This window comes from Proteiniborus sp. (genome assembly GCF_040308045.1).
Classification (GTDB): Bacteria; Bacillota; Clostridia; order Tissierellales; family Proteiniboraceae; genus Proteiniborus.
In genome coordinates this window covers 146,060-157,863 of the sequence record NZ_JAWRHZ010000025.1, presented here as the reverse complement: position 1 = coordinate 157,863, position 11,804 = coordinate 146,060, and the positions used below count along the sequence as shown (strand labels likewise).

General features: G+C 31.4%; 12 protein-coding genes. 1 reads left to right on the top strand and 11 read right to left on the bottom strand.

The window, feature by feature from the left end:
• The 7 genes from ABV008_RS05125 to rlmD form a co-directional block, all read right to left on the bottom strand.
• Nucleotides 1-815, bottom strand: an 815-nt coding sequence (locus tag ABV008_RS05125) for a recombinase family protein (RefSeq protein ID WP_352418742.1), incomplete at its 3' end; no start/stop codon positions are given.
• A 222-nt stretch (nucleotides 816-1,037) separates the two neighbouring features.
• Nucleotides 1,038-1,292 carry a hypothetical protein gene (locus tag ABV008_RS05120; RefSeq protein ID WP_352418741.1) on the bottom strand — a complete coding sequence of 85 codons (255 nt, stop codon included), beginning with the start codon at nucleotides 1,290-1,292 and terminating at the stop codon, nucleotides 1,038-1,040.
• Nucleotides 1,293-1,799: 507 nt separating this feature from the next.
• Nucleotides 1,800-2,804, bottom strand: a complete 1,005-nt coding sequence (locus tag ABV008_RS05115; protein ID WP_352418740.1) for an AAA family ATPase — start codon at nucleotides 2,802-2,804, stop codon at nucleotides 1,800-1,802.
• A gap of 274 nt (nucleotides 2,805-3,078) precedes the next feature.
• The gene (locus ABV008_RS05110; RefSeq protein ID WP_352418739.1) at nucleotides 3,079-4,509 is read right to left on the bottom strand and encodes a hypothetical protein; all 1,431 of its coding nucleotides are present in this window, start codon (nucleotides 4,507-4,509) and stop codon (nucleotides 3,079-3,081) included.
• Nucleotides 4,502-5,023, bottom strand: a complete 522-nt coding sequence (locus ABV008_RS05105) for an RNA polymerase sigma factor (protein WP_352418750.1) — start codon at nucleotides 5,021-5,023, stop codon at nucleotides 4,502-4,504. The genes ABV008_RS05110 and ABV008_RS05105 overlap by 8 nt, the downstream gene beginning before the upstream one ends.
• A gap of 297 nt (nucleotides 5,024-5,320) precedes the next feature.
• Complete coding sequence (locus ABV008_RS05100; protein WP_352418738.1) at nucleotides 5,321-5,464, bottom strand: hypothetical protein; 144 nt, start codon at nucleotides 5,462-5,464, stop codon at nucleotides 5,321-5,323.
• Nucleotides 5,465-5,484: 20 nt separating this feature from the next.
• Entirely contained in the window at nucleotides 5,485-6,849 is a 1,365-nt protein-coding gene (gene rlmD / locus ABV008_RS05095) for a 23S rRNA (uracil(1939)-C(5))-methyltransferase RlmD (protein ID WP_352418737.1), read from the bottom strand.
• A 194-nt stretch (nucleotides 6,850-7,043) separates the two neighbouring features.
• On the opposite strand from rlmD, the gene ABV008_RS05090 reads away from it, so the two are divergent.
• Entirely contained in the window at nucleotides 7,044-8,369 is a 1,326-nt protein-coding gene (locus tag ABV008_RS05090) for a GerMN domain-containing protein (protein ID WP_352418736.1), read from the top strand.
• Nucleotides 8,370-8,417: 48 nt separating this feature from the next.
• Here the strand turns inward: ABV008_RS05090 and ABV008_RS05085 are convergent, their stop codons facing one another.
• The 4 genes from ABV008_RS05085 to ABV008_RS05070 form a co-directional block, all read right to left on the bottom strand.
• On the bottom strand, nucleotides 8,418-9,638 hold the full coding sequence (locus ABV008_RS05085) for an FprA family A-type flavoprotein (protein ID WP_352418749.1): 1,221 nt from the start codon (nucleotides 9,636-9,638) through the stop codon (nucleotides 8,418-8,420).
• Nucleotides 9,639-9,932: 294 nt separating this feature from the next.
• On the bottom strand, nucleotides 9,933-10,943 hold the full coding sequence (locus ABV008_RS05080) for an aldo/keto reductase (protein ID WP_352418735.1): 1,011 nt from the start codon (nucleotides 10,941-10,943) through the stop codon (nucleotides 9,933-9,935).
• Between the two features lie 12 nt (nucleotides 10,944-10,955).
• Nucleotides 10,956-11,351: an FxsA family protein gene (locus ABV008_RS05075; protein WP_352418734.1), complete on the bottom strand. Its 396-nt coding sequence runs from the start codon at nucleotides 11,349-11,351 to the stop codon at nucleotides 10,956-10,958.
• A 1-nt stretch (nucleotide 11,352) separates the two neighbouring features.
• Complete coding sequence (locus tag ABV008_RS05070) at nucleotides 11,353-11,775, bottom strand: acyl-CoA thioesterase (protein WP_352418733.1); 423 nt, start codon at nucleotides 11,773-11,775, stop codon at nucleotides 11,353-11,355.
• Nucleotides 11,776-11,804 lie beyond the last annotated feature (29 nt).

Here is an 11,804-nt window from a genome sequence, read left to right as displayed (position 1 = left end):
AATCTTCTTTTACTTATTGGATCTAGAGTAAAGGTCTTTCCCATTAGGATATCCCCTACATATTTTTCATTTTTAATAATCCCTCTGACAGATGAATCTGACCAAGTTGTATTGCCCTTCTTTGTTTTTGCTCCCATTTCTGTAAGTTCCCTTGCTAATACAAAGCATCCTATGCCACTAGTATATCTATTAAATATATATTTTACTATCTTTGCTTCTTCTTCATTTGTAATTAGCTTTTTCTTTTCCTTATCATAATCATAACCTAAACAGGAAGCTTGTCCTACTAATTCCCCCCTTTTCATCTTCATTTTAAGACCCATTTTAGTATTGGCAGAAAGGGATTCACTTTCCTGTTGTGCTAAAGAACTTAGGATAGTTAATAGCATTTCCCCATTCATTGTTAAGGTATTTATATTTTCTTTTTCAAAGATTATTGCTATATTTTCATCTTTTAACATTCTAACATATTTTAATGTATCCATTGTATTCCTAGCAAATCTGGATATGGATTTAGTAATTATAATATCTATTAAGCCATTATTGGCATCAGATATCATCCTTTGAAATTCATCTCTATTATCTGATTGAGTACCTGATATCCCTGAATCAGCATAAATATCTACAAATTCCCAATCCATATTCTTCTTAATTAAGTCTGTGTAATGGTTTACTTGGGATTGATAGCTATTCATCTGTTCATCTGAATCTGTACTTACTCTACAATAGGCTGCTACTCGCAATTTGTTTAATATCTTTCCTGTATTCCTATCAATTTTCTCTTTCTGTGCTTGAATTACTTGTACCTTACTCATTTTATCACCAACCTTTCTTTTAATCTATAATCCTTGTATTCCTACCAGGGATTACAAGGATTATAGATAGAAGATTCTTCTTAGTCAAGCTAATTATCAGTGTTTCAGAGTTTCCATCTCTGAATTTATTATAGAAATTCACAAGAATAAAGACAGAAAACAAAATAGGAAAGATAAGCCTGTCCTAATATATTTTATTGTTTTTCTATTTTCTTATTTTTCCTACTCTTTTATTTCGTACTTTCTCTTTATACTATTCCTTATAGCTGAATGTTCTTTTTCTGAAATTAATTCCTCTTTTAATAATCGATTTAACATTCCTATTTGCAAACTATATTTTTCTATATTATCCTTTAAGAATTTATATCCTACTGGAGTAAATAGAATATTTGCTACTGTTTCTATATCCCCTTCTCCTTTTATATCTTTTAAAATTATCTTTATTTTCTTCCAAAGTGATCTTAATTTCTTTTTCATTAAAAACCTCCAATCTTATCTATAACTTTTATATAATTCCCCTTACATTTTCTTTGACCACCTATAGGTGACACCAACAAATGCCTATTTATGGGGGTTTTCATCATTTCTGACCACCTAAGCTGACACAAAACCCTAATTCCGACCACCTATCTTTAATCTTTAAACCCACGGCACTGCCGGGGGATGTGGCTGGAAGGTGGAATCTTTTGACCACCTTCCTTTATCCTGCACTAAAATCAATAGGGGAGTCCAGTTACTATTTCACTAAAGTAATACAATATTATTTTGTTTTTATTCTCTTTCTTTCAATTGCTGTAATTATAATTTGTGCCCACACCTGCCCAACAAACCATATTACCAGCCATTAGGTGTTACTGCTCCAATCATCTAGTTTCAATGCCACACAAGGCGACACTGGGGCAGACGACGTTAAAAATCGTGCTACTTCATTTGTAATTAGTTTTTTAGGGTCGTAAGGGTCAACAGGGTCATCATTTTGAGGACTTAGGGGGTACTCATTTTATCGACCCTATCGTCCCTATTTCTAAAGATTTCAATTAGTCTCTTCCCATTGCTCTTACGAATAACAGCAGAGATACAACGTTCTTCAAGTTCACTCATGTTTTGTAGTATCCTTTTAGTAAGGGTCTTTGGAGAAATATTATCGTCCCTATTTTTAGATAATTCATTAGCTAGTTCTGTTGGTGTAGATTTATGATATTCTTTATCTTTCATAAAGTCAGAAAGAAGAATAACAATATCATCTAGCAATAAGTCATGGTTTTCAAAACTATCTGTTACTACCTGCCAAATATTATCTTCATCTCTTTCTAATTTAATTTCTCTATAATCTATATCCCTGCCAACGCAAGATAAGGTCGCCACTTTACCTCCTCTAGATTCTTCAACTAGTATAAAACTACTATCTACTGCTCCTTGAATTCCAGTAGTACCAGATATACGATTAAAGGGATCTTTATCATTTTCTTTTCTTAAGTGATGGATGAGTAAAATAGCTATGCCATATTTATCTGCTAGATTTTTTAATATAGTTAACTCATTATAATCATTGGCATAATTATAATCTCTAGATGTATTTCTTATCATCTGTAGGGTATCGATAATAACTAAGACGGTATTTGGATAGTCTTTTATGAAGTTAATTATTCTTTCTTCTAGTTCACCACCTAGCATTGCATTTTCAGTACAGAAGTTTACCTCATCTGTTGCTTCATCTGTAATATCAAATAGTCTATTTTGAATTCTTATTTGACTATCTTCAAAACAAAGATAAAGGGTCGTCCCTTCTTTAACCTTATTCCCCCAAACCTCCTCTCCTTTTGCCACTACCACTGATAACCATAAAGCAAGCCAAGACTTTCCCACTTTTGGTGACCCTGCCAGAATATGAAGGCCCTCTGATAGTAGATTTTCAATAACGAAATTAATTGGTTTTAGTGGCATGGTCATCAATGTTTCTCCATCAATGGTATTAAATCGTTTTGTCATTTATTTTCACCCCTTTACTTGTTTCCACATTTGAAGTCGATTTTTCAAGTCTAAGAGATAAAATATTTTAATAAATTTTATCCCCCCATATGTTTCCACACTTAGACCTTAATTTTGAAGTCTAAATCTGAAAATATTTAAAATAAAAAACCAGCCTCTATATGTTTCCACATTTAGAGGGTGGTTTACGAAGTCTGTATTTGAAAATAGGTAAAAAAAATAACCTCGACTTTTCATCAAGGTTATTTTAATAATTATTCTTTAATTGTGATAATTACCTAATAGGTATGCGGGTATCGTTTATAATTATAGCTGTAACTCTTTCAATATCTAAAGGAGTCTCTGTATCCCAACTTGAACTGAATCTTTGTTTTTCAGAGTCTCGGCTTCCACCACCGAATTCTAAATAAATAGTGTCATCTAAAGTTTCAATTTTCACTGTCATATCACTTGCATAACAAATTTCTCCTTTATAGCTACCCATCGCATTAAGTCCTATAGGACTTAATGTTATATATTCAAAATTATGTCCTTCAATTAAAATGTCATCTGTCCAAGTGAGAATATTATTAATTGAATCAGTTAGATTTGTTGCTACCATCCAATTTCCTTCAACACCAGTAGAAACTGAGCCTGTATATAAAAGATTATATTTACCAAGGTTCTCAGGTCTTACAGGGAATATGAATTCTTTATACTTATATATGGCATCTCCATAATCATTTCTTTCAAGATCAAGAATATTATTTTTTTCATCTGCTAATAGAACTAAACTATAATCATAGGATATTATATTGCCCTTCTCATCTTTTAGATCAATATGTGCATCATTTGCACCAAATTCCTTATCAAAAACCGTTCCTATTTGCACATGCAACTTTCCATCTATAATACCCACATTTGAAATCCATTGTTCTTCTTCACCATGAGGCATAGTTCCAATGTTCCCTGGAATAAGTGCCTTTGTATATAGCTCCTCATTATTCCCATTGCCACCCCAAATTTTTCTTTCATCAATAGGCATAGTATCTGCAACTTTAATTTTTTCAAGAGATATATTAATAGGTTCTTCTATAAAAGACACTCTATCAAAATAAATTAGTGAACTTCCTAATTCCAATTTATCTGTTAATGGTGTATCTAAGTCTGTATCTATATTGAATTCATAATAAATAGTGTTTGTAATTTCGTCAAAATAAATCATCTTTTGTCCCCAGGAAAATCCAGATATGGATTCGTCTCTTTTCATACCTATATCTGCAATCCGTTTATTTGTTTTAACATTAAATCCATCTCTAAAGTCAGTTTCTTCTGTTAATCGATTCTTACCTGTTATATCTTGGAGAGATAAATATACAATAGCCCTATTGTCATATTTTTGTGCACCAATTATCTCCATTCTAATGCCTTGATCTTCTACATAGGATTCTATAGGCTCTACAATATTGCTATAATCTGGGTTAAACCTTTTCATGAAGCCTTCAAAGTTTCCTAATACTACAGCAGTTGCACTACCAACTAAGAGTATAACTAATACCATAGCTGCCACTGTAGATCTTATCCATGGCTTGTGATTCTTAACTGGTGTATTAGTATCTCTCTTATGCAATTTGGTTTTTACTTCTTTTGCAAGCTTGCTTGAATCAACAGTAATCTGAGAAAACATATCATGTATTTTTTCTTCGTCAATATTATATTTATTCATACTTAAACCCCTTTCTATCATATTCATTATTTATTTCCTTAGCCAATTTATCTTTTACCCTTTGGTATCTTTTACGCAAGGTAGATGGAGAAACACCTGTAAGCTCTGATAGTTCCTCATAGCTTTGCTCTTCCATAATTCTACCATATAATAATGCTCGCTCCTTAGGCTTAAGTTTTCCAAGTGCTCTTAGTATTTCATCACTTAGGCCTTGGTCCTTCTCCTTGACAACTTCTTTCTTATGAATTTCACTATAATACAATATCCTACGCTTTTTAAGTTGATTTAAACTCAGGTTATATGTGATTTTATACAACCATGCAGATAAATTTTCTCCATCAAATCCTTTTCGATTTTCATAGGCTGCAATAAAACTATCTTGCACTATATCTTCTGCCTCTTGATAATCACATAAAATTGCTGTTGCATAGCGAAGGAGCTTTTCACCATAGATAGTAATTACCTCCTCTAATACTTCTTCTCCACCTGAAATAAATCTTTTACCAAGTCCCATATCTTCCACAGCCTCACTCCTTTCTTTTTACAGTGGACTCTACCCTTATAACAATTCAAAACCATGCTTTGTGACATATTTGGAAAAAATTTTAAAAAACAGCTGGCGAAAACTTAATTTCGCCACCTGTTTTGAAATTATAAAATAAGTTACAGGCAATATAATATCACACATAGGTAAGTAAATCTAATGTCCCTTTATCCATATACAGATAACCATATTTATCAGCATTAAAAAAGGTATATTTTATTACTACACACGACAGTGCTAACCTAAGCATTGCAATAGTAACTTCTCTTAACAGGCTAGTGCTGCAATAACATTTACCCCATTAAAAATCTTTTTTCTTTTCCTGCCCTTCCCATTATTATTAAAAACAATATGTTCCTCATCATGAAAAAACTTCATAAGAACATACCATTTTCCTTGATAATTAGCCATTTTGTGGTTTAATTTTATTATTAATTCCTCTGTATTCCTACTACGCACTCCACGTGCGGAGTATACGGAAACATATCCACTGGCTGTACCTCCAAAACCTTAAACCCATTTTCACTTAATATCTTCAAATCCCTTGCTAAGGTTGATGGATTGCATGATACATATACTACTTTTTCTGGTTTCATCTTTATTATTGTATCTATAACCTGAGAGTCACACCCTTTTCTTGGTGGGTCTACTACAACCACGTCTGCTTTTATACCTTTTTGGTATAGCTTTGGAAATATTTCCTCTGCATTACCACAATGAAATTCTACATTATCTATTCTATTTATCCTTGCATTTTCTTTTGCATCTTTAATTGCCTGATGCACTGATTCTATTCCATATACCTTTTTAGCCTTCTTTGCTAGGAAAAGAGATATGGTTCCTATTCCACAATATATATCAAATACTATTTCGGTACCTTCTAAACCTGCATATTCTAAAGCCTTATTGTATAACACCTCGGTTTGAACAGGATTTACTTGAAAAAATGATTCAGCAGAAATATGGAATTTGAGACCACCTATATAGTCAACTATTTTTTCTTCTCCAAAAACCACCTTTGATTTAGACCCCATAACTAAATTGGTTCTCTTAGTATTTATATTTTGAATAACACTTTTTAGCTCTGGTATTTCACTCTTTAGCATTTTAACTAATTGCTCTGAATGAGGAAGTGTATTTCCATTTGTAACTAAAATAACCATTGTATCTCCAGTTTTAAAGGAATTCTTAACTATAATATGTCTTAGAAGTCCTCTGCCAGTTTTATTATCATATGGCTCTATTTTAAATTCTTCTATGTATTTCCTGATTACCCTAGTAGCCTTATCTGCTACTTCATGCTGAATTTCACATACATCTATATTAGCGATATCATGACTTCCTTTTTTATAAAATCCAATTACTGTTTCTCCATTTTCTATGCCCACTGGTATTTGAACCTTATTTCTATATCTATTTGGATTATCCATTCCAATAGTATGGTGAATAGCTACATCATCTAGTCCACCAATTTTCTTCAAATCATTCTTAACTTTATTTGTTTTAAAATCTAATTCCATGTTATAATCCAACCCTTGAAGTGGACATCCACCACAGAAATCAGAAATACTACATTTCTTATCTACCCTGAATTTAGAAGGCTTGATTATTTTTACTGTTTTCCCTAAAGAATACTTCTTTTTCACATCGATTATCTTTACTGAAACTATATCTCCTATTAACCCACCTTCAGTAAATATTGTATATCCTTCTAATTTCACTACCCCATTGCCTTCATGACTTATATCTATTATTTCACCCTCGATTATATTTCCTTTTTTAACTGGTATATCCATCTAATCTCTCCTTAAAAATTATCTTCATTTATGTATTTATACAAGAATATTGTCCTATTTTAATTATAATATATACATATTAAGCGAACATATTATATTTTGCAACTTTTTGTCGTGTTCTACATGTTTATTTATACCTACTTTTAGTATAAAATGATAATATAGACATAGGACAAGAATAAGGAGGAGGATTCATGTTTAAATCTATCTGTAATCTGTTGATAATATTGCTTATATGCATTGGAGCATCTGGTATTTCAGTATTATATAGTCCTGCTTTAGATCAAAGCATTGCAATAAATGATAATAGTGGAGGAGTAACTTTAGTAGCCTCTAGCGAAGTAGACGATTTGTTATTAAACCCTAGTAATATTTTTATAAAATATAAATCAGATAAAAATATTCTCTTAAATTTTAAGGAAGAACACCAATTTACTGCAAAAATATATAAGGATGGAGAAGCATATAAAGTCCACGATATTCATAATGATAGCCCCATTCAAATAGAATTCACCAAGGATACTCCTTATAGTGTAAATATTAACATCTCTCAAAAAAGTCTTGACCTTCCTAATGGAGAATATAAAATCGAAATAACTCCTAACATAATAAGCGACTCATTTTATTCTGAACCTCTAGTTTTGAACGTAAAATATTTAAGTGATGTTCCATACATACCTGCTATTAATACTATTCCAGATGGAAAAACGGCATTAAATTTGTATTTTTCTGACACTAAGAATTCTGTTGAACAATTAATAGGCATTACTCGTTTTATTGATTATACAAAGAGGCCACTTACGGCAATAGTTGATGAACTCAAGAAAGGGCCTGCCTTCGAACTAGGTCTCAATATGAACTCAATAATAGGAGATTATAATTATGTGTCATTGAAAGGTACTACAGCATATGTAGATTTACCATCGAAGGAGATACTTTACACAGAAGAAAGTGAGAGAAGCGAAGCTGCTATGAATGCTTTTATAAAATCTCTTGCTAGTTACCCTGGAGTTGATAATATTAGATTTCTAGTTGACTACAATAGATCTAAAACCTTTTTTAATAACAAAGATATAACTAAGGCTTTTACAATTAGTAATGAAAATAAAGCTTTTCTCGCATATGATTCTCCTAATAGATATTTCTTAGTTGAATGTGAAGTAGAAGAAATAAAAGAAGATATGGATGTAAGAGATAAAGCTACTTTAATATTTAACTCATTGCAAAATAGTAAATATAATTATTTATCTTCTACGATTCCTTCAGAAGTTAAGCTTTTAAACTCAAGATTAGAAAATGATGTTTTAATAGTAGACTTTAATTCAAAGTTTGTAAATGCTTATGGTAATAATGATAATTTAAATAGAATGATGCTTGACTCAATTTTGTTTTCATTTACAAGCATAAAGGAAGTCAATAAGGTAAAGGTTTTAGTAGAAGGACAAGATGTTAATAGCTTTGCAGGCCTAGACTTATCTGATGAAATTATGAGACCTCTATTTTTAAATCCAGAAAACTGATATAGAGTAAAAGCTACTTACATATTTAGGTTAGTAGCTTTTATTTTCTTAACCCTTTACTAAGGTCCTTACTTCACTCACTAAAACTTTAACTTTTTGTTCAATCAAGTTTAAATCTTCTTCTCTTGGAGCTCCTTTAAACTCCACTGGCTCTAAGAAATCCCATTTCATACAATGCTTATTCATTATTTCATCTAATTCTTTTTGAGCACCACCTGACCAACCATAAGAACCAAATCTAAAAGCCTTCCTATTGAATGCCTTTTTCTTTCCTATTTCCTCTAAAACTGCTGCTAATGGAGGAAACATCTTATACTCATAAGTTGGCATAGCAAGAATTATGCCTGTTGATGTCCAAACTGATGCTAATACTGTTCCCCACGATGTCTCTGGAACTCGGTGTACATGGAACTTTATTTTTTCTTGTTCTAATACTTTAATGACATGTTGGACTGCCTTTTCTGTCATTCCATACATTGAGCCCCAAATAATAGTTACTTCTTCTTTGGCAATACCTTTTTGATAAGCAGCATATCTAGAATAATCTTCTAAAATTTTATTAGGATTCTTTCTCCATACAATTCCATGGCCCGGTGCAATTATTTTAATAGGTAAAGTAGAACATTTATCAATAGCTTTTTTTACTGGAGTTGAAAAAGCTGCTACAATATTTGAATAATATCTCACTGCTTCTCTCTCATAAAAATCAATTTCCTCATCACTAAGTTCATCGTCATAATTTGACTTTGTGACTTTTCCAAATGATCCAAAAGCATCACAGGAAAATAAAGTTCCTGTTAAAGTATCAAAAGTAGCTATTGTATCAGGCCAATGTACATTAGGTATTTCTACAAATTTTAGTATATGATTGTTTCCTAAATCTAGAGTATCGTTGTCTGTAACACATGTAACATTGTTTGTATGTCCATAGAAAGCTTCTAATAACTCTGCTGATTTTTTGCTACATACAACTTTGAAATTAGAGTTTATTTTTTTAAAGTCCTCAATCCATCCAGAATGATCTGGCTCCATATGGTTTATTATAAGATATTCTATAGATTCAGGAGCAATATTTAATTTATCTAGCAAGGCAAATAGGCTTTCTGGAACTCCGTCCCAACCACATACTCCATCTACAATGGCAGTTTTTTCGCCTTTGATAATATAAGAGTTTAGAGAAACTCCATTTGGCATTTCCCATAAACCTTCAAACAGAATGTCTTCCATATTCACAGAAAGCTGATAAATATTTTCAATAACTTTTGTCACGTTCAAAATGACCCCTCCTAACATTGCTATAAAAACATTTTATCTAATATATATATAATATCTTTTTCACAATGATATTTCCACTAGTTTGTCAAGTATTATTCTATTACCCTTAATCATTTATGTTAATCAATGGAGTTATGCCCTTCTAACACCTTAAAAACTGCATTTATTATATTCACATAGGCAAAAAAATAGGCACATCATCGATGCGCCAAAACTAGAACCAGTATACCCCATATTATTTCATACATAATGTTTATTATTAACTACTATATTCTAATCTATACATAATTATCCTAAAATATTCACAACTTTCTTTAACATATCCCTAATAGGCAAGTCATAAGGACATCTAGTTTCACATTGTCCACATTCTATACAATCACTTGCTTTACTACTAAATTCCATATATCTTTCTTTTGCCCAATCTTTAAGATTATATCTGCTATAATAACCCTCTATCAAAAATTGAGAAGGTATATCTATTCCCTGTGGACATGGTGCACAGTATCCACATCTTCTACAGAATTCTGTTCCAAGCTCTTTAGCTTCTGTTAATATAATATCTCTTTCAGTATCATTAAGCTTTCTATATTCATTTCCAACTCTAGCATTTTCCTTAATTTGTTCTATACTATCCATTCCTGGTATTGCAACTGATACACTTTTATTTTCTAGTATAAATCTAAGTGAAAGCTCTGCATTAGTAATTGCGCCTCCAGCTAAAGGCTTCATTACTATTACACCAAGTCCTAAACTATTAGCCTTTTTAAACAACTCCTCTGCTTGTCTCTCTACTGGATTATAAGGAAACTGAATAGTATCAAAATACCCTGAGTCTACTCCTTTTTCTAAAGTAACCAGATCATGACTAGTCATGCCAATATGCTTTACCTTTCCTTCTTGTTTTGCTTCTTTAAGTGCTCTTAGTGCTCCATTTTCGCTTATTATTTTATTGTATTCAGCCTCAGTTCTTACATTATGTAATTGATAAAGGTCTATATATTCAGTTCTTAGATTCTTAAGGCTTATTTCTATATCTTTTTTCATTCCATCATAATCCCTAGACATAGATTTGGTTGCTAAGACAAATTTATCTCTGCCAAATTTTCCTAATCCATATCCAATTAATTCCTCACTTATTGTGTATCCCCTAGCTGTGTCAATAAAGTTTATTCCTTGTTTATTTAACTCTTCTATTAGTCTTGCTGCATATTCCTCGTCTACTCTCTGTATAGGAATACCTCCAAATCCAATTGATGATATCTCCAAGCCTGTTTTTCCTAAGATTCTTTTTTCCATAGTTTTTCCCCCTTATCTTCTAAAAAAAACATTAATACTGCCTGTTTGAATCATACTAGTAAGCCATCTTTTAATGAGATTCGTATATAACTGTCTTGTTGTTGGTAAAACTAAGGTAAATCCTGTTATGTCTGTTAACAATCCTGGTGTTAGTAAGAGAATTCCCCCAATAAGTACACATAATCCATTCAATAACTGATTTCCTGGAACTCTTCCTTCATTTAACTCTCTTTTAATACTTGTCAAAATAGCTACTCCTTCAGTTTTAGCAAGATATGCACCTACAAATCCTGTTACTATGACTAGAGCTATAGTTGTCCATACAGTTGTAACTTCTGCTATTTTAAATAATATAAATATCTCAACTATAGGAACTATTGTGAGCAAGAGAAATATTTTAAATAGCACTTTAATTTCCACCTTCTATACTTTGATTTAGTGCTTCCCATACATGTGGCATTTTCTTCTTAAAGTTTATAGGCTTAAGCTCTTTTGTGACAAAAGCGTGTTTTGTATATCCTTCTGCTAATAAAACGTTATCTTTTTTCCTAATTATTTCATAGCTAAATATAAGTTTAACTCCTCTTAATTTTGTAAGCTTTGTTTTTATAATTATTTCATCATCATATTTAGCAGATTGAATGTATTTACAACCTACATCTATTACTGGAAGTAAAATATTTTCATCTTCTAGTTCTTTATAGTCCATTTTAAAAAGTCTAAAAAATTCAGTTCTTCCTATTTCGAACCAAACAAAATAATTTGCATGATATATTATGCCCATCTGATCAGTTTCTGCATATCTTGTTCTTATAACTGTTTCACTTATCATAATATTATTCCTCCAAAAAGTGTTTTAAT

Bases quoted from the DNA above. Each gene is read 5' to 3' on its own strand.
- ABV008_RS05120 (WP_352418741.1), bottom strand. From the start codon at position 1,292: ATGAAAAAGAAATTAAGATCACTTTGGAAGAAAATAAAGATAATTTTA.
- ABV008_RS05115 (WP_352418740.1), bottom strand. From the start codon at position 2,804: ATGACAAAACGATTTAATACCATTGATGGAGAAACATTGATGACCATG.
- ABV008_RS05110 (WP_352418739.1), bottom strand. From the start codon at position 4,509: ATGAATAAATATAATATTGACGAAGAAAAAATACATGATATGTTTTCT.
- ABV008_RS05105 (WP_352418750.1), bottom strand. From the start codon at position 5,023: ATGGGACTTGGTAAAAGATTTATTTCAGGTGGAGAAGAAGTATTAGAG.
- ABV008_RS05100 (WP_352418738.1), bottom strand. From the start codon at position 5,464: ATGGCTAATTATCAAGGAAAATGGTATGTTCTTATGAAGTTTTTTCAT.
- rlmD (WP_352418737.1), bottom strand. From the start codon at position 6,849: ATGGATATACCAGTTAAAAAAGGAAATATAATCGAGGGTGAAATAATA.
- ABV008_RS05090 (WP_352418736.1), top strand. From the start codon at position 7,044: ATGTTTAAATCTATCTGTAATCTGTTGATAATATTGCTTATATGCATT.
- ABV008_RS05080 (WP_352418735.1), bottom strand. From the start codon at position 10,943: ATGGAAAAAAGAATCTTAGGAAAAACAGGCTTGGAGATATCATCAATT.
- ABV008_RS05070 (WP_352418733.1), bottom strand. From the start codon at position 11,775: ATGATAAGTGAAACAGTTATAAGAACAAGATATGCAGAAACTGATCAG.